The sequence below is a fragment of the Mariniphaga sp. genome (assembly GCF_041687215.1).
In the GTDB taxonomy this organism is placed as follows: Bacteria; Bacteroidota; Bacteroidia; order Bacteroidales; family Prolixibacteraceae; genus Mariniphaga.
Window position 1 is genome coordinate 1 of record NZ_JAWLCI010000038.1, and the last position, 22,388, is coordinate 22,388.

At 42.6% G+C, this 22,388-nt stretch carries 15 protein-coding genes and 1 pseudogene; 11 read left to right on the forward strand and 5 right to left on the reverse strand.

Annotated elements, in window-relative coordinates; genetic code table 11:
• Positions 1-1,008, reverse strand: a pseudogene (locus tag ACESMA_RS13515) (hypothetical protein); the annotation flags it as partial.
• Between the two features lie 295 nt (positions 1,009-1,303).
• Here ACESMA_RS13515 and ACESMA_RS13520 point away from each other — a divergent pair.
• Positions 1,304-1,963 carry a phosphatase PAP2 family protein gene (locus ACESMA_RS13520; RefSeq protein ID WP_372949367.1) on the forward strand — a complete coding sequence of 220 codons (660 nt, stop codon included), beginning with the start codon at positions 1,304-1,306 and terminating at the stop codon, positions 1,961-1,963.
• Complete coding sequence (locus ACESMA_RS13525) at positions 1,960-3,618, forward strand: ArnT family glycosyltransferase (RefSeq protein WP_372949368.1); 1,659 nt, start codon at positions 1,960-1,962, stop codon at positions 3,616-3,618. Before ACESMA_RS13520 ends, ACESMA_RS13525 begins: the two co-directional genes overlap by 4 nt.
• Before the next feature lie 5 nt (positions 3,619-3,623).
• Here the strand turns inward: ACESMA_RS13525 and ACESMA_RS13530 are convergent, their stop codons facing one another.
• A complete protein-coding gene (locus ACESMA_RS13530; protein ID WP_372949369.1) occupies positions 3,624-4,481 on the reverse strand; it encodes a tetratricopeptide repeat protein in 858 nt (285 codons plus the stop codon).
• Positions 4,482-4,655: 174 nt separating this feature from the next.
• Between ACESMA_RS13530 and ACESMA_RS13535 the strand changes: the two genes are divergently transcribed.
• The 7 genes from ACESMA_RS13535 (at position 4,656) to ACESMA_RS13565 (ending at position 14,635) form a co-directional block, all read left to right on the forward strand.
• A complete protein-coding gene (locus ACESMA_RS13535) occupies positions 4,656-6,020 on the forward strand; it encodes a Gfo/Idh/MocA family protein (RefSeq protein ID WP_372949370.1) in 1,365 nt (454 codons plus the stop codon).
• Positions 6,021-6,108: 88 nt separating this feature from the next.
• Positions 6,109-8,742, forward strand: coding sequence for a DUF5916 domain-containing protein (locus ACESMA_RS13540; RefSeq protein WP_372949371.1), 2,634 nt, complete (start codon positions 6,109-6,111; stop codon positions 8,740-8,742).
• A gap of 351 nt (positions 8,743-9,093) precedes the next feature.
• Positions 9,094-9,666, forward strand: coding sequence for a gluconate 2-dehydrogenase subunit 3 family protein (locus tag ACESMA_RS13545; protein WP_372949372.1), 573 nt, complete (start codon positions 9,094-9,096; stop codon positions 9,664-9,666).
• On the forward strand, positions 9,663-11,318 hold the full coding sequence (locus ACESMA_RS13550; protein WP_372949373.1) for a GMC oxidoreductase: 1,656 nt from the start codon (positions 9,663-9,665) through the stop codon (positions 11,316-11,318). The genes ACESMA_RS13545 and ACESMA_RS13550 overlap by 4 nt, the downstream gene beginning before the upstream one ends.
• 3 nt (positions 11,319-11,321) lie before the next feature.
• The gene (locus ACESMA_RS13555; RefSeq protein WP_372949374.1) at positions 11,322-12,398 is read left to right on the forward strand and encodes a hypothetical protein; all 1,077 of its coding nucleotides are present in this window, start codon (positions 11,322-11,324) and stop codon (positions 12,396-12,398) included.
• Positions 12,399-12,458: 60 nt separating this feature from the next.
• Positions 12,459-13,169 (forward strand): DUF3575 domain-containing protein, encoded by a 711-nt coding sequence (locus tag ACESMA_RS13560; RefSeq protein ID WP_372949375.1) that lies wholly within the window; start codon positions 12,459-12,461, stop codon positions 13,167-13,169.
• A 17-nt stretch (positions 13,170-13,186) separates the two neighbouring features.
• On the forward strand, positions 13,187-14,635 hold the full coding sequence (locus ACESMA_RS13565) for a sodium/proline symporter (protein ID WP_372949376.1): 1,449 nt from the start codon (positions 13,187-13,189) through the stop codon (positions 14,633-14,635).
• 63 nt (positions 14,636-14,698) lie between these two features.
• On the opposite strand, the gene ACESMA_RS13570 is transcribed toward ACESMA_RS13565, so the two are convergent.
• Together ACESMA_RS13570 and ACESMA_RS13575 are read right to left on the reverse strand one after the other, a co-directional pair.
• Complete coding sequence (locus ACESMA_RS13570) at positions 14,699-16,009, reverse strand: sodium:proton antiporter (RefSeq protein WP_372949377.1); 1,311 nt, start codon at positions 16,007-16,009, stop codon at positions 14,699-14,701.
• Between the two features lie 125 nt (positions 16,010-16,134).
• Entirely contained in the window at positions 16,135-17,532 is a 1,398-nt protein-coding gene (locus ACESMA_RS13575) for an RtcB family protein (RefSeq protein WP_372949378.1), read from the reverse strand.
• A 47-nt stretch (positions 17,533-17,579) separates the two neighbouring features.
• Between ACESMA_RS13575 and ACESMA_RS13580 the strand changes: the two genes are divergently transcribed.
• Complete coding sequence (locus tag ACESMA_RS13580) at positions 17,580-18,425, forward strand: Nif3-like dinuclear metal center hexameric protein (protein WP_372949379.1); 846 nt, start codon at positions 17,580-17,582, stop codon at positions 18,423-18,425.
• A 10-nt stretch (positions 18,426-18,435) separates the two neighbouring features.
• A complete protein-coding gene (locus ACESMA_RS13585; RefSeq protein ID WP_372949380.1) occupies positions 18,436-19,782 on the forward strand; it encodes a GntP family permease in 1,347 nt (448 codons plus the stop codon).
• Positions 19,783-19,845: 63 nt separating this feature from the next.
• Here the strand turns inward: ACESMA_RS13585 and ACESMA_RS13590 are convergent, their stop codons facing one another.
• Complete coding sequence (locus ACESMA_RS13590; RefSeq protein ID WP_372949381.1) at positions 19,846-22,281, reverse strand: TonB-dependent receptor domain-containing protein; 2,436 nt, start codon at positions 22,279-22,281, stop codon at positions 19,846-19,848.
• Between the last annotated feature and the right edge of the window lie 107 nt (positions 22,282-22,388).

Consider the following 22,388-nt stretch of genomic DNA (forward strand, 5'->3'; position numbering starts at 1 on the left):
TGGAATAGCGCCAAGTGCAGGATAAAGCAGCGATTCGTCAGCCAGAATAACAGCCGTGTTGTCAAATTCCTTTTTAAACGCGTGTTCAATTTCAGTTAAAAACTGCGGAATGGCCTGGGCCTGACCGTAATTGGATGATACAGCCACCAGCTTTATTTTTTTCTTTTCTGAAAACTGTAAAGTATTCAGGGTAAAATCTTTGGGTGGTGGAAATTGTTTCAGATTTTCGCGCAAAAACCGACCGGCTTCATTTTTATCGTCGTCCAGGTAAAAACGGTCGTAGTCCCACAAAAACACAGCTTTTTGCTGCTGTTTCAGCAAATTAAAAAAAGCTTTTTCGCAATTATTCAGAGCATTCAGGCCAATGATGTAATATTTTTCGAATTCAAAATCTGGCGCTTCACTTCCGGATTTTTCAATCACCTGCCTTGAAATCATTCCACCGTAAGCCATTTTCTTTTCCTGTAAAACTTCTTTTAATTCGGCATAAACCATGTAAAGTTTTTGCCAGATGGAAATAAACTTTTCGTGATTTGTTTTTTGACCCGTTCCTGCCAGACTTCCCCAAAACCTTTCAATAGCTGCTTTTTGTTCCGGTGTCATATAATCGAACAAACCTTCAATTTCTTTTAAATCAGATAAATTGGTAAACAAATCTTTGGCGTTCACCAGGTAGTTGTCAATATCGTTGAAATCGGCCAGAAGCACCTCGCCCCAAAAATAGAAGTCATCGAAACTTTCGGTGGTTTGGGTATGTTTCTGAAAAATATCGTGCAGAATAGAAATAAGTTGAAGTTTCTCTCCCCGGTGCAGTTTTGAATATCCTGAAATAAGTTCGCCTACGGTAATTATTTTAGGCCCGATTACCGGCGTTGAAAGTTGTTTTTGCAAATAAGCATTAAAAAAAACACTTGCCCTTCGGTTTGGAAATACCAAACAAATCTCATGAAGCTCGTTCTTATGCTTTTCGAAAATGTATTTTGCGCAACGGGAAAGAAATCGTTCCATCAGATAAAAATTTTCACGAAGATAAAGAATGGCTGGCAGAATAAAAACGAAAATTTTGTGCCGTTGATGAATAGAGGCTGGCATTACGATCAAAAAAGTCCCGGTTCAACAACCGGGACTCCACCTATGTAAAAAAAACGCAACTCAAAGGCTGCATTGTTTAAGTTCGTTCGACCATGCAAAAACAAAAAGGTTTAATCAAATTGTAATATTTTTTCGTTTTTACAAAAAAAACTAAAAATTGTTCTTTCCATTTTTTTTAATGATTTTTACCGCTTCAAAAATTTTTAGCCCAATGAAGGATTTGATTTCAAGAAACCGCTGGTTTTTTCTGCCATATTCTGTCTTTTTATTGACCTGTGCTGTTTTGCTCTTAAGCTTTTCAAAACCGGAACTGCATGTTTTGCTTAACCAAGTTCACTCTTCTTTATTCGATGTTTTTTTTAAATACATTACACATTTGGGCGACGGGACTGTAATTGCGATTCTTGCTGTTTTTTTGCTATTTATAAAATACCGGTATTTTTTTGCTTTTCTTTTGGGCAGTATCAGCGCTGCTATTGTGGTAAATCTGTTTAAAAAAGTGGTTTTTACCGAAATGTACAGGCCGGCAAAATATTTTGAGTTGTTTGAAACCTATAAACTTCATTTGATTGAAGGAGTAAATCAACACAGTTTGCAAAGCTTTCCTTCAGGGCACACAGCATCTGCATTTAGTGTATTTCTGATGCTGGCTTTAATTACCAGAAACCGTTGGGGAAAACTGGCACTCTTTTTTGGAGCAGTTGTAGTGGCCTACTCGCGGGTATATCTTTCACAGCATTTTGTGGTTGATATCACTGCAGGGTCCATTATATCAGTACTTTTATTGGTACTTTCATTTTATTGGGTTGAAACATGGAAAAAACCATGGCTCAATAATTCAGTTTTAAGCAAAGCAAATTTTTCAAAATGAGTAAAAAAATAAACCGCCTGAATCCGGCAATCATTCGCCTTTTTGTTGTGGCAATTGCTGCCATTTTGTTCATTCCTTTTTTAGGCGGCGAACATTTATTCGACTGGGATGAAATTAACTTTGCCGAATCGGCCCGCGAAATGATTGTAACCGGCGATTATCTTACGGTCCAGATTAATTTTCAGCCCTTTTGGGAAAAACCACCTTTGTTTATCTGGATGCAGGTTCTTTCTATGAAACTGTTCGGAATAAATGAATTTGCAGCCCGTTTTCCCAATGCCATTTGCGGAATTGTGACGTTGCTGGTGCTTTTCAATATCGGTCGAAAAATCAGGAACAACTTGTTTGGTTTGTTGTGGGTGCTGGCCTATGCAGGTTCGGTTTTGCCTTTTTTCTATTTCAAATCGGGCATTATCGATCCCTGGTTCAACCTGTTCATTTTTTTGGGAGTTTACTTTTTAATGCTGTATGCTTTTCCTGAAAACAAGCAAAAAATACAAAACATCATACTTGCAGCAACGTTTGCCGGTCTCGCCATTCTCACAAAGGGCCCGGTCGGATTTTTACTTATTGCCCTCACTGGTGGTGTATTTCTGCTCTGGGTGAAATTCAAAGTGAAAGTTCGGGTAATGGATGTGATTGCCTACTTTGTAGTGCTGGCGCTGGTGGGCGGTTCGTGGTTTATTATTCAGATTTTAGCCGGAAATTTCGATACTGTGGTTGAATTCATTGTTTACCAGGTGCGGTTGTTTCAGACTCAGGATGCCGGGCATGGAGGTTTTTTCGGGTACCATTTTGTAGTGCTGTTTTTCGGCGTTTTCCCATCTTCCATTCTGGCCTTAAAAGCTTTCGGGAAAGAACCTTCAGATGAATCATTTTACCCGTTTATGAAAAAGTGGATGGTTATTCTTTTTTGGGTGGTGCTGATTCTGTTTTCCATTGTAAAAACCAAAATTGTACATTACTCTTCGCTGGCTTATTTTCCGCTCACATTTCTGGCTGCCGGGTTTGTTTACCGTGCTTTTCAAAACCAATTTAAATGGAGCAAATGGATGTCGGTAATCATCATCGCCATTTCGGTTTTGGTAGCTTTGCCGGTTATGTTGTTGCCGTTTGTAGATAAATTCAAATACAAAATTATTGAAAGCAATCTGATAAACGATGCTTTTGCCGTTGAGAACCTGAAAGCAGAGGCCAACTGGACCGGCTTTGAATTTTTGCCCGGACTGCTCTTTCTGATCGCAATCATTTTGATTTTTACCCGAATTAAAAAAACAGAGCCGTTGAAACGAGCCGTTTTTCTTTGGGGAACTACCATGATTTTTACTCTGTCCGTGATTCTTGTTTTGGTTCCGCGCATTGAAAAATATTCGCAAAACGCCCTCATCGAATTTTTTAAATCGAAAGCCGGACAGGATGTTTACCTGAAAAACATCCATTTTAAATCGTATGCTACGTATTTTTACGGAGAAACGCAACCGCCTTCAAATCCAAATTTTTACGATGAAAACTGGCTGCTGGCCGGCGACATTGACAGAGATGTGCATTTTGTGACCAAAATTCACCGGGCGCCACTGATGGAAAAATACGATGACATTGAAGAAACCGGCCGCAAAAACGGATTTGTATTTTATATACGGAAAGCGAAGAAATAAAAAATTTATTTCACAAATCCCCTGTAATAATTCGCCTTTTGCTCGTCGTTAAACCTGACATGAATGTTCGACATATAACCGGCATATTCCTTCCGGGACCCCGGTTTCAATTCCCATAATTTTTCGAAATAACCCAGCGCCACTCTAAAATCAGCAGTAACTTTGTCAAGTTCTTTCAACAATATGCGGTACTGACTTCGTGTGCGGTTATTCTCGTATTTGGCCATTTCGCGCTGGTAACGGTCTTCTGCCTTATGGTAAATTTTTGTCGCATTCCATTCCAGTCCGTTCACATTCTCCGGGTTTAATTCCAGCAAAACAAGGCTAACCGAGTCGCAAACCTCATCGTTTCCCAATTGCATGTTCATTTCAAAATACTTTTCCAGGTTGGGTTCGGTACTTTTTGCTTGCTTACTCATTTCTTCCCAGGCATTCAACGCCTTTTCCGCCATATCAATTTCATCGTAAATAGCAAACAACCGGCTGTTCACACCTTCATTTTCCTTCTGGTAATTTTCTTTTAAAAACTCCAGTGCCGAAAGTTCTTTGGAAAGGTTTTCCTGTTTCCTGAAAATTTCTGCCAGGGTTGAATACATTTCAGCACTGGCAAAATCGCGGTAGCGCGCCTGGTCGAACCAGTCAATGGCCTGATTAATTTCACCGGCTTTGTAAGCAGATTGAGCAGCCTGAGCATAAACGCCACCGTCCAAATCATTCATTTCAGGGTACTGGGCAAAATATTGTTTCCATTCGGTCAATGCTTTTTCAAAATCTTCATCCAACTCTGCCTGTTCCGCATTTATTTTATAGTCGCTCAAAACTTTTGGAGCTGAGCACGAAACAACAAATAGTGCTGTGCTCATTATTAAAATTTTAATACTTAACTTCATAATTCAATTTCTAACTAAACTACAAAACTACAACAATTCATGTTTTTTACCCGAATTTTTTGGTTAATCAGCAAAAAAGCAATAATCTTGATAAGCTCTTTGAGATTTATTCAATTCAACCTGAATTATAGTAAAATTTCGCATATTATGAAAAACCAGATCTTTTCTACTACGCGTCGTAAATTTATCCAAACCGCTACCACGGCAGCAATAGGCGCTCCATTTTTACTTGAATCGTGTGCAAAAAAAGGAACATTAAACCACGCTTGCATTGGTGTGGGAGGAATGATGGGATTAGTTGATTTGAAAGAATTTTTAAGCCACCCCAATGTAAAAATTGTAGCCATTTGCGATGTGGACAGCAACATGCTGGAAAAAGCTTCGGAACTGGTTCCTGATGCGCGAAAATATACCGACTGGCGCGAATTGCTCGAAAAAGAAGCCGGAAATATCGACTCGGTTAATGTTACGGTTCCCGATCATAATCACTTTATTATTGCCTGGAATGCCATTCAGAAAAAGAAACATGTTTACTGCCAGAAACCCATGTGCCACGATGTTGCAGAGGTGCGTCAATTGACTAAGGCATCAGTTGAAAAAGGAGTGGTAACGCAACTTGGTACCCAGCATGCCTCGTCGGCCAACGACCGCCGGGCAGTTAAACTGATAAAAGATGGCGCGGTTGGTAAAATAAAACATGTTTACCTCTGTTCAAACAGGCCAGGAGCAGTTGAAAATTACAGGCTGGCAGGTCCGCGCCCCGGAAATGGCGAAACCATTCCCGGCTATCTAAACTGGGATCTCTGGATTGGAACAGCACCCATGCGCGATTATGTGCCAAAAATTTATCATCCGTGGTTATGGCGCGGATGGCTCGATTTTGGAACAGGCTGGTCGGGCGATATTGGTTGCCACCTATTTGATGCTGTCTGGAAAGGGCTTGATTTAAAAGCACCAAAAACTGTTTTGGCAGAAGTCCAGAAATCATGGCAGGAGTCGCCGGAACGTCGTGCCGATAATTGGCCACAGGGAAATCACATCTCCTGGATGTTTCCGGGAAACAAATTTACTGAATCAGAAGAACTTCCGGTTGAATGGTTCGACGGTGAATTTTTCCCTCCGCAGGAAATTATGGATTTATTCCCCGGCGATCCTTACCCACCTGAATCGGCTATGCTGGTTGGAACCGAGGGGGCACTGCTGGTAGCTCACGGAAACGACCTGGTACTTTTACCGCAAGGTAAATTTTCCGGATACAAACTCCCCAATTTTAAAGAAAGAAATCATTATCACCATTTTGTGAATGCTTGTTTGGGTGGTGAAAAAACAGAATCACATTTTGCCCAAACCGGACCGATGACCGAAGCCATCCTGTTGGGAACAATTGCTGTTCGAATACCTGAAACATTGCTTGAGTGGGATGCTGAAAATATGAAAATACCCAATTTCCCGGAAGCAGAAAAACTTCTTAGCCGGGTTTACCGGAACGGGTGGAACACAGCCGGTTTTTGAATCAGGCAATTAAGCATGGCAACCTAATTTTTTCATTTTTTCTGTAACGCTTTCTTCATAATTGAGTCTTAAAAGAAAGCCATATTTTATGAAGAACAGAACAATGTTCATCCTGTGCCTGCTGTTAAGTGGATTATTACATGCACAGGAGACGGAGAGAAAACTTTACATTGCCAACCAGGTAAACGGGTACGACATAACCGTTGACGGAAAACTGGATGAGCCAGCGTGGAAATCGGTCAAATGGGAGGATCATTTTACACAATACCAGCCTCACGAAGGCAAACAACCATACCAGCAAACCGAATTTGCCCTTCTTTATGATGAACACAACATTTACGTGGCCATAAAAGCGCTCGATAAAAATCCCGACAGCATTTCTATGCGGATGACCCGGCGCGATTTAATGGATGGCGACCAATTGGGAATTGCATTTGATACCTATCTCGACCGGCGCACAGCTTTTCTTTTTGCAGTTTCGGCAGTGGGTGTAAAAGCCGACTGGGTGATGAGCAATGACGGGGAAAACGAAGATTTTACATGGGACCCCATTTGGTGGGTGAAAACAAGTAAAACAGATTACGGATGGAATGCTGAAATGCGAATTCCCCTAACCCAGTTACGATTCGATAAAAACGGAGAGCAAATGTGGGGATTGCAGGTGTTCAGGCAAATTTTCAGAAAAGAGGAACTTTCGATGTGGCAACCCATGAAACGTGGCGGCTCAGGAATGGTTTCACAGTTTGGTAATATGAACGGATTAAAAAACATTCAGCCTAAAAATACCATCGATATAATGCCATATGTGGTTGCCCGAACCGAAAGGTTTGAAAAAGATGCACAAAATCCTTTTCAAAAAACCGGAAAAGACAACGGATTTAATGCAGGCCTTGATGCCAAAATCGGACTTACAAATTACCTGACACTCGACCTAACAGTGAATCCTGATTTTGGCCAGGTGGAAGCCGATCCGTCGGAAGTAAACCTTACAACCTACGAAACATTTTTTGAAGAAAAGCGCCCGTTTTTTATTGAAGGAAAAAATATTCTGAAATATAAACTGATGTTTGGAGATGGCGACCTGGCGTATGACGGATTATTTTACTCGCGACGCATTGGACGGCGTCCGCATTATTCACCCGATTTGGAAGACGATGAATATGCAAATACACCTGAATTCTCGCGCATTTTGGGCGCAGCAAAAATTACCGGCAAAACCAAAAATGGATGGTCTGTGGGTGTATTGGAAAGCATTACAGCAGAAGAACATGCTGAAATAAAAGGTATTGGAAACAACAGGCAACAAACCGTGGACCCGTTTACCAATTATTTTGTTTCGCGTGTGCAAAAAGATTTTAACGAAGGGAGCACTTATTTAGGAGGAATGGTTACAGCCGTAAACCGAAAAATTGATGATGACCACCTCAATTTTTTGCACACCAGTGCCTACACCGGAGGTATCGACTTTGTGCACAAGTGGAATAACAAAGCCTGGATGCTCGATGCCGGCTGGTATTTCAGTCAGGTGAACGGCAGCAGGGAGGCAATAAAAAAAACTCAGGAATCGCATATCAGGACCTTTCAAAGACCTGATGCCGGTTACATAAAATACGACACAACCCGTACTTCACTTATGGGCCAGGGAGGCAAGCTTACCGTTGGAAAACTTGGTGGAAATCTGAAATTTATGGGCGGTGTAGCCTGGAAATCGCCCGGACTGGAGCTTAACGACATTGGTTACGCCCAGCAGGTGGACAATATTTTTCAGATTTTTTGGGTTGGTTACCGGGTTTACGAACCTTTTTCTATTTTCCGCGAAATCAACCTAAACTTTAACCAGTGGGTGCAATTTGATTTTGGAGGGAATGTGACTGCTCCCGGCGGAAATATCAACTGGTGGACCAGCCTGAAAAATTACTGGCAAACCTACGGAAGCATTAATGTAAGCGGAAGCCAGTTATCCAATTCCATGCTCCGTGGTGGCCCTGCATACAAGTCTCCTGGATATAAAAATGTTTTTGTGGGATTTTCTTCCAACCAACAAAAAAAGCTGACGTTCAATTTTACCACCAGCCAGAATTTCAGCAATGAAAAAGGTTACAGAAGAATTGAAAACTACAGTTTCGGAGTGGCTTACCGGCCACTTAAATCGTTAAGAGTTGACTTGTCGCCAGGTTTTTATAATTCCAAAGAAGAAATGCAATATGTAACACAGGAAGATTATGCAAATAGCAAACGCTATATTTTTGGCCGTATTGAGCGTAATACCCTCAATATGTCGGTTCGAATCAATTACAACATCACACCCGATTTGACCATCCAATATTGGGGGCAACCATTTGTTGCAACCGGAAAATATTCAGAGTTCAAGCACATTACCAACAGCAAAGCCGGCGAAGTTTATGACCGGTTTCAGTTTTATTCGGCCAGTCAAATCAGTTACGATGCCGAAGATGAAATTTACCAGATTGATGAAAATCTTGATAATACTGCAGATTATTCGTTCGACAAACCAGATTTTAACGTAAAAGAATTTCTTTCAAATATGGTGGTTCGGTGGGAATACAGGCCAGGGTCAACGTTTTTTCTGGTATGGTCGCAAACCCGCAACGGATTTGAAAACGATGGCGCGTTTAATTTCACACGCGATTTTGAAGGTTTATTCAACGAAAAACCACATAACATTTTTCTGTTAAAATTTTCGTACCGGTTTGGGCGGTAGAAAAGTCTGGGCTGTTTTTTTTATAAGATGGGTGGCGCAGTTTCCGAATCGCGCATTTAGAGTTGAGCAATTCATGTATCAGATGTTTGCACTAAAATCCAAAAGACTCAATTCAGTGGACATGTTTATTTAATATGCTAAACAATTCATTATATTTTGAATCAGCGGATCGGAATCCACTTCACCCGGAAATTCTATAACTGCTATCCCATATAATCAGAGAGCCGTTCTTTCAAAAAGAGAGTGGCTACTTTTTTTCACTTTTTTAGAATCATTCCGTATTACCTCATCAACTAATGTTTTTTCAAACCAATCCTTAAATTTGTCTTTATCACCATAAACCAGAAAATAATGGAAACCAGCAGAAGGGAATTCCTTCGCCAGCTTACCCTCGCCTGTGGAAGTGTTTTGTTTATACCGGCTTGTGCCGGATACGATTCACCCTGGCGATTTTTCAGCGAAAAAGAAGCCCGTATAGTAATTGCTTTTGCCGAACAAATTATCCCTGCCGATCGGGACCCTGGCGCCACTGATGCCAATGTGGTCAATTTTATTGACAAACAATTAATTGGGCCCTATACACGCTTTCAGGAAGATTACCGAAAAGGGATTTCTGCCATTGAAAATTCATCGGTAAAAATTCTCAGAAAAACTTTTTATGAGCTGGATTGGGATGAACAAACCCACTTTTTGGAACAAATGGAATCGGGTAATCTTCCCGAAGAATTTTGGACCTTAGTGAACCAGAGAAGTTTTTTCAATATGCTGCTCGACCATTCCATGCAGGGGTTTTACGGTTCCCCGCGACATGGCGGTAATAAAAACTACGTGAGCTACAAAATGATGCGGCTCGATTACCCTCATGTACTGGGACAAAACCGCTACGAATCGAAATGTGCCACCGCCAAACAAATGGAGTTATGAAAAACAAACATGTAAATGCAATTGTAGTGGGTGCAGGAGCCGGAGGCGGTGTTGTGGCCAAAGAACTTGCAGTAGCCGGTCTTTCGGTAGTACTTTTTGAACGCGGTGGCTGGGCTACTTATGACGACCACGACGATGACGAACTCATTTCGCAACGCACTACTGTTTTGGGCAATGCATTTGGGCCTGATAATGAACGACACCGAAGGGTGGTGGTTAACAGCGATGGTTCTGCCCGTATTGTTCTTCCCAGCGAAGGTGGTTACAGCAACAATGCTGCCTGCGTAGGTTCCGGTACAGTTAGTTACGGCGCTATGGCCTGGCGTTTTATGGAAAAAGATTTCAAAATGAAATCTACCTACGGACATTTGGAAGGCTCTACACTTGACGACTGGCCCATCAGCTATTTCGATTTGGAACCTTACTATGGGAAAGCAGAATGGGAAATTGGCGTTTCAGGAGAAAGCGGCGCCAATCCGTTCGAATCGCCCCGCGAAAAACCCTATCCCATGCCACCTTTTTCATACAATCAGTCGGCAAACATTCTGGCTGATGCTGCCAAACGTTTGGGACTTCATCCGTTCCCCATTCCCATGTTACGAAATTCGGTGCGCTACGGAGGAAGACCTGCCTGTTACCGCATGAGAAGTTGCGTGGGTTTTGCCTGTCCGGTGAACGCCAAATGTGGTACCCATAATACGGTAATCCCCACGGCCATTGAAACCGGAAATTGTGAATTACGAACTCATTGCCAGGTGGCGGAAATTATGTTAGACGAAAAAGGACGCGCTACCGGAGTTAAATATTTCGACGAAAAAGACAAGGGCAGAATACAAACTGCCGATGTCGTGATAGTTGCAGCGGCAGCAGTAGAGACAGCCCGGTTACTGATCAATTCAAAATCGAAACTGTTTCCAAACGGGGCAGGTAACAATAACGACTGGGTGGGCCGGAACCTGCAGGGACATGCTTACACCGGCGCCCACGGGTTAATAAAAGACGATGTTTATGACGATGTTGGGCCTGGCGCTACGCTTGCCATTGCCGATTTTAATCATGATAACTCGGGAGTAATTGGAGGTGGTGTTTTGTGTAACGAATTTACTGCCATGCCCTACCTTTTTTCAAAAATGCGTCCTCCAGGCGCCAAGCGCTGGGGGCCTGAGCATAAAGAATATCAGAGAAGTCAGTTCAAAAAGCTGCTCCGGTTGCATGGGCCCTTTCAGGAAATTCCCAATTTTGAATCGCGTGTTACGGTTGACCCGGATGTAAAAGATCACTGGGGAATTCCGGTAGCCCGGCTTTCTGGTTCAAGGCATCCCTACGATCCGACGGGTTGTCAGTTTATGTCAGACAGGGCTGAAGAAATTTTGAAAGAAGCCGGTGCTTACCATACCTGGCAAAGTGTTGGAGGAAGAGGACTAAGCGGTGGCCAGCACCAGGCCGGAACTGCACGCATGGGCAACGATCCCAAAACCTCGGTTACCAATAAATATGGGCAGGTTCACGAAATTGATAACCTGTTTATTGCCGACGGAAGCCTGTGTGTTACAAACGGAGGTTTCAATCCGGCGCTTACAATTTTGGCTCTCGGTTACTGGGTTGGCGATTTCATCGTAAAAAACTGGAACGGTACCAAATTCAAATCGTAGCTTATGAAAACGAAACTCTTAAAAAATAGTATCCGAATAATTGTTATTCTTTTTATTCTGCTAATTGTATTGGGTGGGTCTTATTCCTGGTGGAATGTTGCCAATCCGGAAAGAACCTGTGCCAGTTGCCATGAGATCAGTCCTTCACACACCACATGGACGGCATCGGCACACCACGATATCTCCTGTTTCAAATGCCACGGAACAGCCCTTGAAAACGGATGGCACAGCCTGTCGGAAAAGGCACGAATGGTAACACGCCACATTCAAAATAAGCCACACCCCGATGAAATCAGGTTAACAGAGTTTCAGATTTTTGAAACCATGGAGCGATGTGTTTCCTGCCACCAAAACGAATATGCTAATTGGCTGGCCGGTGGGCATTCTGCCACTTATGCCGATATTCTGCTGGATGAAACACACAACACCACTGAACAACTCAACTTCGACTGCCTGCGCTGCCACGGCATGTTTTACGAAGGTACCATTCTCGATTTGGTGGAGCCCATTTCTCAGCAAGGTCCATGGAATATGAAAAACAAAAATGTGGCGGACAAACCCACCATGCCCTGCCTGACCTGCCATCAGATTCACAGTAAAGGAGAACCAGCCCAAAGGCCAGATTATTCAAGTCCGAACAATATCTTCTACAGCAGGAATCTGGAAAATAATTCCATCGGATTTTATATCAGAAATGAAAAAATTCATTTTAATCTGGACAATCTGCCCACGCCTATAATTCTGAACGGAGCCGATACCGTGCAAACACCGGCTGACCCAGGGTACCGGCTTTGTGTGCAGTGCCATGCGCCATCGGTTTGGCACCAGGCCGGCAGCCACGACGACCGCACTCCCACCGGTGTACACGAAGGAATCAGTTGCCGGGCATGCCACGAACCGCATTCCAATTATCAGCGAACCTCATGCGACAAGTGCCACCCGGGAGAATCGAAAAACTGTAAACTGGATGTAAAAACCATGAATACTACTTACTTCTCACCTTCGAGCGAACACGACATTCATTTTGTTTCGTGTACCGATTGCCATGAGGACCAGACCAGGAAAAATCAAACTGAATAAGTAATTTTCCAGGTAAAGATATTTTATTACTTTTCAATCGAAATTCTAAATCAATAATTTATGTCCAGATTAAAAGTTTTTGCAATCGTTTTAATTCTTTTTACCGGATGGGTTTCCAATGCGCAGGAAAATATAATAAAAGCCGGTTTAAGTGGCGCCTTTTTAGGTGATTTTAATCTGGCTTATGAAAAAATGTTTAATTCAAACCGTTCACTTCAAATGAAGTTCGGATATTTAAATCCTGTTGTAAGTCCTTTTTTTACAGAAGAAACCATAACACCAGAAGCTTATGCCTTTATTCAGGAAAATGGTGGAATGTCAGCCTCGCTGGAGTACAGATTTTACATCTCAGAAAAATTGTCAGCCGAAGGTTTTTACATTGCACCCTACCTGCGCTGGTTTAACCAGTTTGTTGATTATGAGGATGAAATAGATAGTCGGATTTATTCAGTGAATACGAAACTGAATACATTGGGAATGGGCGCACAATTGGGATACCAATGGATTTTTGGAGAAATGTTTACAGTTGATTTTCATTTCCTGGGAATTGGTTTGGATTATTATATGACAAAATTGATTTACACCATGGACCCCAAACCGGCAGGATTTGATTACAGCGAAGTTACCCCACACATCGAGGATGTGTTCAGCGATATTATTTATTTGAAAAACAGGCTAAAACACGAAGTAAACGAAGATAACCATACATCAAAATTACCTTTCTTTTTCCCGGGATTCAGGATGGGAATTAGTTTAGGTTTTGCATTTTAAATCACCTGGCTCAGGTTATGATTGTTGTTTTCATTTTATATCTGGTTGTTCTGATTGGAATTGTGGCCTGGTCGGCCCGGCGTTCCAAAACCAATATTGATTTTGTAATTGGTGGAAAGAAAATATCAGGTTATTCGCTGGCTTTATCGGAACGGGCTACGGGTGAATCGGCGTGGTTGCTGCTTGGGCTAACCGGTCATGCTTATGCCGAAGGAATGGCTGCCATTTGGGTAGCGTTTGGCTGTGTTGCCGGAATCCTTTTCTTGTGGACATTTTTGGCCCAGCCCCTGCAAAGAATTACTGAAAAAACAAGCGCACTCACCGTTCCCGGATTATTTTCCGGAACGTTTAAAGGAACCACAAAAAGTTTCAGCCTGCTTTCGTCGCTTGTAATTATTTTCTTTTTTGTGCTGTACATTGCAGCCCAGTTCAGCGGCGCAGGTAAAATTTTCAACGACACGTTCAACATCGATCCGTTTTGGGGAATGGTCATCGGTTCGGCACTGGTTACGCTTTATACCATGTTGGGCGGATTCATAACAGTTGTTGCCACCGATGCTTTTCAGGCCATTCTTATGGTTGTCACCTGTGTTGTTTTGCCCATTATCGCTTTGGGCATAGCAGCAACTTATGACATTTCAATTGCAGAAACCATAATGTCGGCCAACTACACTGTTCCGCTCAACATCGATACAGTAAAACAAACCACCGGCGGATTGCTCATTCTGAACGGACTAAGCTGGGCGTTTGGTTACACCGGCCAGCCACAACTGCTTTCACGAATGATGGCCATGCGCTCTGAAAAAGAAACTCGGCAAAGCCGCTGGGTTGCGGTTTTATGGACTTTGCTTGCTTACGGAGGTGCCTTTATGATTGGAATTATCGGGTATAAGCTGGTGCAAGCCGGTGCACTGGGCGAAGCTGCGGCAAGTGTGGCCAACGATTCTGAAAAAATTATGCCTGCCATGGTGATGACACTGCTTAACCCTATTCTGGCCGGAATTCTTTTATCGGGTGCTGTTTCTGCCATGATGTCAACTGCTTCATCCCAACTCATGGTGGTTTCCTCGTCCATGACTGAAGATTTGTATTTGCAGGTAACCCGTAAAAAAATCAGGGAAAAACGATTGCTATTCCTGAATAAAATGCTGACACTGGCTGTTGGGTTGGTAGGTTTTCTGCTGGCCATTACCATGCAGGATACCGTTTACGGACTGGTTTCGTATGCATGGAGCGGCATCGGGGCATCGTTTGGACCGGCCATTGTTTTGCTGGTTTTCTGGAAAGGATTTTCGCGTGCCGGTGCATTTGCCAGCCTTATAACCGGCACTTTTTCGGCAGTTGTCTGGAAAACCTGGCTGGTTGAACCCACCGGAATTTCAGAACGGCTGGCCAGCTACCTGCTTGCATTTGCCGCTGCAATTATTTTCAGTTTAATTTTCCCGGAAAAACGAGTGAGAGGATAAAAAAAATCACCGGAAAAACTTTTTCCCGGCGATTCAATTATAATCTTCAACTTTTGAGTTTCTTTATAAAAAAAGGTACTGCGTTAAAATGTAAACGGGTAACAGTATTATTATCGAAAATTTAAAAATATACCCGAAAAAGCCGGGCATTGCTATTTCATTTTCTTCAGCAATAGCTTTAACCATAAAATTTGGTCCGTTTCCGATATAAGTCATTGCACCGAAAAACACAGCGCCCAGGCTGATTGCTTTCAGTATAATTTCGGGGATTCCTGCAACCAAAGTTAAACCGCTAAATTGACTGGTCATTCCAAGTGCAAGGTTATGAAAGGAAACCGCTGTTGGCGCATTATCAAGAAATGCGCTTAACCCGCCGGTAACACTATAAAATAAAAGCGGTGTGTTTATTCCGAACGAAGGGGCATTTTCCCTGATATAAATCAACGCTGGAACCATTGTGATAAAAATCCCGAAAAACAGAAAAGCAACCTCTACAATGGGGCCCCAGGTAAATTTATTATGAATGTAACGCATTTCATTGCTGCTGGTAACCAAAGACAAAATGGCCATCAGCAAAATAACTCCCTCACGTATAAAGGCCAGATTATGATTTTCGTGAATTGCTGGAATAAATTGCTGGTTTAAAAATGCAACCGATAAAACCACGCCCAGCAAGAAAAGAAAATTCAGTGTTCCCTTAAGGCGGATGGGCTCAATGTTTGTGCGGTCTCTCACAATTGTGGCAATTGGTTCTTTGGCGTGATAATAACTGTCTATGATATAATAAAGCAGAAGAAAAATTGAATTTACAAATAACCAGGGCCAGAACAAACCAAAAAACCATGTGAATGGCGCACCCCTTAAATAGAGCAGAAACAGCGGTGGATCGCCAAGCGGAGTGAGCATGCCTCCCGCATTGGCCACAATGGCAATAAAGAAAAGAATGGTATGCACCTTAAACTTCCGCTCCTGATTCGTTCTGATAATCGGACGGATAAGTAACATGGCCGCACCGGTAGTTCCCATAAATGAGGCCAGAAGCCCTCCAATAGCCAAAAAAGTCGTATTGGTTATTGGTTTTGCCTCAATATCTCCTTTCAGATGAATACCTCCGGTAATAATAAACAGAGCTCCAAGTAAAATAATAAACGGGATGTAGTCGAATAAAATCTGGTGTATCAGTTCGTGATGCAACCCCCTGTAAAACAATAAAATTGAAACAGGAACACCTAATACAAGTGAAACGATCAACTTGTTTTTGTTTTCTTCCCACCAATGGTTAAAAAGTAGTGGGCCAACTGCAATAAAAAGCAGAATTATCACAAATGGTATTGACATCCATAAGGGCATCGATTCAACAATTCCATGACTCATAAGTAAAATTTTATAGTGAAGAAATTTTGGGGGCCGAATGTAAAAAAATTATCAATAAAAAAACGACTTTTATGTCTCTTTTTATATTGATATTAATCAATACCATGTGACTTTAAGCACAATACCTATTCCATCCGTACAATTTTCGGATAAAAAACGCCCAATTCCTGCACCAGATTTTGCTGATTTTTCATCACTTCAAAAATATCTTTATAAGCAAACGGCGATTCATCCACTCCTCCACCCAATAATTCCACTGCTTGTTTTTCCAGGTATTTTTTCATTTGGCTTTCGGTGAAAGTTTGTTTGGCCACATTTCGCGACATCAAACGACCGGCGCCGTGGGAAGCGGAATTCAGCGCTTCTTCGTTTCCCTTTCCGGTTACAATAAACGCCGGCGTGGCCATGGTTCCGGGAATAATTCCCACATCGCCAATTCCTGCCGGTGTGGCGCCTTTGCGGTGAATGATGATTTTTTCACCGGTGTCCAGTGTTTCTTCCCAGGCAAAATTGTGGTGATTTTCGATGATGGCCAGTGGTTTTTCGCCAAATGCTTTGGCCAGCCTTCGATGAATAATACGGTGGTTGGCGTGTGAATAATCGCCGGCCAGGTTCATGGCTGCCCAGTACTCCTGCCCTTCTTCCGAATCGAGCTCCAGCCAGGCCAGCCGAGCCGCTTCGCCAGAAAGTTCAAGCTTGTCTTTGGCAATTCGGGTGTAGTGTTTGCAAACCTCCGAACCAAAATTACGTGAACCCGAGTGGCTCAAAACAGCAAAATATTCACCGGGTTGAAGTCCAACCAACTCAGAAAACTTTTGAATTTTCACAAAACCCACATCCACAAAATGGTTTCCGTGACCGGATGTTCCCAACTGACTGGCAAATTTCTTATGCAGGGAATTCAGAAATTTTATTTCCCTGAATTCTTTGCGTTCCAGAATTTCATGGTCCTGTTCATTTTTAAACTCGGCAAGTCCAAACCGGGTTTCGTTCATCAGAATGTTTTTAATCCGGTCGCGCTCGCCGTCAATTTTTTTTGGTGAAAAAGGAAAAACCGAAAGGCACATGCGACAGCCAATATCCATTCCCACACCGTAAGGAATAACTGCGTTGTAAGTTGCCAAAACTCCGCCGATGGGCAAACCGTATCCCACATGTGCATCGGCCATCAGGGCGCCTTTCACAGAAATGGGCAGTTTCATGGCCGTTTCCATTTGGCGAATGGCTTCGGGATCGATGTTCTCTTCGCCATAAATTTTAAACTCCAGCGCCGCTTTTTTCAGCACCGGTTTCTTTTTGCTTTTGGCGGGTTTCTCTGTTAAAAGTTGCGCCAGTTCGCCCCAAACCGGGTCCTTCAAATAGTTTTCAGGTTGAAGGTTTATCTTTTCGAGGGTTTCCAGAAGTTCAACCTTATCTGACCGCTTAAAATGCCGGCTCACCAGATTAATGGCAAGCGAAATAGCCCGGTCGCTGGTGTAACCGAGGCGCTTGAGTTCTTTCCCGCGAAGTTTTATCTTCTTCATAATAAAAAAATCACTTACATTTATAGCTGAATCAACTGCAACTTATCATGAAAACGAAATTTTATATTGTATTGTTCCTTTTGCTCCCGTTCATTTCCATTGGCCAAATAACCGCGGAAGATATTGTAAACCGGATTAAAAAACAAGTGACCTGCCCCTGGGCCGACCAAACGGTGGATGCGTTTAAAGCCGGAAATCCAAAATCGGAACTTACCGGAATTGCCGTCTGCATGTTTGCCGATATGCAGGTTTTAAAAGAAGCAGTTGAAAAAGGATGCAATTTTATCATTACCCATGAACCGGTTTTTTACAACCACCTTGATCAGACGGAATCCTTTCAAAATGACCCGGTTTTTTTGGAGAAAAAGGAGTTTATTGAAAAAAACGGGCTGGTGATTTTCCGGTTTCATGATCATATTCATAAAACTGAGCCCGACGGGATTTCGGTTGGCATGATACAAAAACTGGAATTAAATCGATTTGCTGTGAATGGCTCACAAACTTTTTTCCAGGTTCCTGAAAAAACCTTAAAAGATTATGCGAATGAGCTCAAACAAAAATTTAATATGGAGAACATTCGGGTAATTGGAAATTCTGAACTGAAATTCACCAAACTGGCATTTATGGCCGGTGCACCTGGTGGACAGCGGCACATTCAAATGTTACGGAACGATGATGTGGAAGTTATAATCGCGGGGGAAGCGCCCGAATGGGAAACTTACCTTTATGCCAACGATGCGGTGCAGCAGGATAAAAACAAGGCGGTTATTTTTCTGGGCCATATAAAATCAGAGGAAGCCGGGATGGAATATTGTGCCGAATGGCTCCGGGAATTTGTTGTGGAAGTTCCCATTCATTTTATTGAAAACAAACCCAATTTCATAACTTTTTAAAAGCTATTCCATGCCCGAAGGACTTTGGCTCATAACGGTTCTGTTTATTTCTGTCCTGTTTATCATACTGGGAACCACCCGGCTGAAACTTCACCCGTTTGTGGTGCTACTGCTGGCATCGTACCTGGCCGGAGCATTGGCCGGACTGCCTCTGGAAAGCATTGCCGCATCCATTGCACGCGGGTTTGGCGACATCATGGCTTACATCGGAATTGTAATTGTTTTGGGAACCATTATTGGAACCATTCTGGAAAAATCCAACGCTGCCATTAAACTGGCTGAACTGGTTTTAAAGTTGGTGAGTAAAAGGTATCCGGCGCTGGCCATGTCGTTCATTGGGTACATCGTCTCCATTCCTGTTTTTTGCGATTCGGCTTATGTGATTCTTTCCTCGCTGAAAAAATCACTGGTTCACCAAACCAAAAAACCATCGGTAGCGCTTTCCATTGCTCTGGCTACCGGACTTTATGCCACACACACATTTGTCCCGCCAACGCCAGGTCCCATTGCCGCTGCAGGAAATTTGGGGCTTGATGACCAACTTGGGCTGGTTATCCTTTTTGGTGCTGTAGTTGCTCTGGTTGCCCTGCTTGCCGGGTATTTCTGGGCATCGTATGCCGGGAAAAAATACACCACCAGCGAAGACACCGAAACATTTACCCAAAATATTTCCGAAAACATTAAACTTCCGTCTGCAACCAAATCATTGTTGCCTATTTTAATCCCGATACTTCTCATTGCTTTGCGTTCGATAGCCACCTACCCGGCAAAAACTTTCGGTACCGGGTTCTTTTATGCCTTTCTTGATTTTACAGGACAACCGGTTAACGCATTGCTTATCGGTTTTTTGCTGGCATTTTTGCTTTTCCCGGTTTTTAACAAAGAAACGCTCACCGGCTGGATTGGCGACGGCATTTCGGCAGCAGCTCCTATTTTGCTCATTACCGGTGCGGGAGGTGCTTTTGGCACCATTCTGAAAGAAACACAGATTGGCGAAACTATCGGAAATATGCTGGCGGATTATCAACTTGGTATTTTTCTTCCGTTTATAATTGCTGCGGCTTTTAAAACAGCGCAGGGTTCATCCACCGTGGCTTTGGTGGCCACTTCGGCACTCATTGCCCCGCTGCTTTCTACCATCGGGCTCGATTCGCTGAACGGAAAAGTGCTGGCCGTGATGGCAACCGGTGCAGGCGCCATGACCATCTCCCACGCAAACGACAGCTTTTTTTGGGTGGTTACCCAGTTTTCGGGTATGGATGTGAAAACCGGATACAAAACCCACACAATGGCTACACTTATTCAGGGAATTGCGGCCATGGTAACGGTTTTTGGCATGAGTTTAATTTTACTCTGATTTTCTTATTAAACTGTTGACTAACGGGCAAAGTTAGGAACAGATTTTCCGAATGATTAATTTTTAATTGGTTATCCTTCTCCGTTCCTCCTCCGAGGCTGTATTCCGGGTTCTGGCTTTTATGGCCGTAGTGCCAAAATTATGCGTAAAAGTTAGCCTCAAAATACGTGACTCAAAATCCAGCTTCATCCGGTTGTCGATATTCAATTCCGGCACATTTGCTTCCATTCGAAAAATCCTGGTTTTCAACACATCGCTGACGTTCAGGTTAAACCGGCTGTTTCCATTTTTCAATCGCCACAAAAAACCAAAATCAAGGCTGCCGAAGGGTTTACTTTCGTAAATCCCCATAAGGGAACGCGATTGATAAAACCCGGATATTTCAGCAGAAATATGTTCGCTTAAACTAAAACTTTGGCTTGAATTTATCCTGAAATTCGCGAGAGAAACATCAACATCAACCGCGTCGTAGTCGGTTACCAGTTTTTGCCTTACCCAGTTGAAATTGTTTTGCATCTTCCACCATTTGGTAACAGTTACCGGCAAAGCGAGCATCACCGACATTGTTTGAGCATTGTCCAGATTCCGGGAAACCAGGTACTGTCTGGTTTCATCATCACTTTGGCGAGGCTGAAAACCGGCAATGGCGTCTTTCGTATCGGTAAAACTAAAAGATAACATCAACGATTTATACTGGTAATCGGCTTTTAAAATGTTGCTGAATGCAGGCAAAAGGTTCTCGTTGCCCGAAAGAAATGTTTCCGGAGTGATAAAAATGATAAACGGGGCCAGTTGATTAAATGTCGGACGATCGATCCTACGGCTGTAAGCAAACTGAAACGTGTTGTTATCGTTTAATTTTTGGGAGAAGTAAAAAGTGGGGAAAAATTCGCCGTAATGCAGGTCCAGTATTCCTTTTTCAGTTTCCGAGTCCAGCACCGAATTCATGTATTCGTAGCGCAATCCGGCCACAATGCTTGTTTTATCGTTCATGGTAAAACTAATTGTAGAATATGCGGCACTTATATTTTCGTTCAGTGAATAATTATTGGTCAATTCGGGATCGTAATCCCAGCTTCCGGAAGTGAAATACCGAACGCCAACATCATTTTTAAAATTGGTAAGTGTTCCTTTTATCCCAGCTTCAATTTTTATTTTCGGGTTTAACTGGTTTGAATAATCCAGAGCACCCACAAAAATATTGATGGGCGTAATTTTTTCCACTTCAATGTTTTCGCCCGATTCAGGCTGATTAGAATTGTCCAGGTTTTCAACTGTATAATTGGACGGGTTGTCGTTGTAATAATTCAAATAATCGAAATTAAAATCCAGGATTTCTTCTTCCTGAAAATGGTGCTGGAGGTTTATGTTTCCCATGCCGTGAATCCATTTGTTTAATTCGAATGTGGTGAGATTGGTGCGGTTGGTTGTTTCCTGATCCTGCATGTATAAAATTGCAGTTAATGCATCCATTTCCCAGTCTCTGACATAACCAGCGCCTAAAAAACTTAAAATGGTTTTACTGCTGATGGTATAATCGAATCCCATCCTGACATTCTGAAAAAGCAACAGTGCTTCACGGTTATTTATGGCTTCTGATTCTATAACAGAACCCGATTGAATAAGCCTGCGGATGGTTTCGGTGCTTTGGCGCATATTGTCAAAATCTGCACTGTACGAACCGAAAAAATTGACCTTCTCCACATGGTGGTTTAAATTCAGGCTGCCATTCATTTTTTCGCGGGTGGCCAAGCCGGCCCCCAGTGAAAATGAACCGTTGGTGCCAAATGCTTCATTTTTTTTAAGGACGATGTTAATAATCCCGGCATCGCCCTCTGCATCGTATTTGGCTGGCGGGGTGGTAATAATTTCAATCCGTTTTACATTGTCTGCATTCATCGAACCCAACATCTGAACAGCAGCTTCAACCGGCATTCGGTTTTGTTTTCCGTCAATCATTACCATTGCGCCCCCTTTACCCGAAATGGAAATGCTGTTGTTTTGCCGGTTCACAATCACCCCGGGCGATTTTTCCAAAACCTCAAGTGCAGTGCTTCCTGCAGAAGTGATGCTGTTTTCCACATTCACCACCATCCGGTCGATTTTTAATTCGTAAATGGGCTTTTTCACCACCACATTTACATCCTGCAACTGGTGCGAATCTTCTTCAACAAAAACGGGCTCGTTGTGGAAATGATCGTTTGATGTTTTAATAGTAAATGGCGATGAAAAAGCGGATTTGTAGCCAATTAAACTTACACCAATCATATAAGTTCCGGGTTTAAAACTGGTAAAGCTGTAAGTTCCTTCCTCCGTAGCCATTACCCCGGATACCACCGAAGAATCTTTTTGGTTGAGTAAAAGCACATTGGCAAACGAAACCGGTTGATTCAAGCTATCCCTGACGGAACCCTGGATTTGTGCAAACAATGTTACGGGGAACAAACTCATGAATACAACAAACCATAATTGCCTGTGTGTTTGAAAAATAAAATTCATAATTGTGACTATTAAATAGAATAATAAAACACCTTTTTGTGTCAATTTACGTCAAATTGTTGATAAAACAATAATTTACTATCAATTAAAATGAATACATTTGAAAG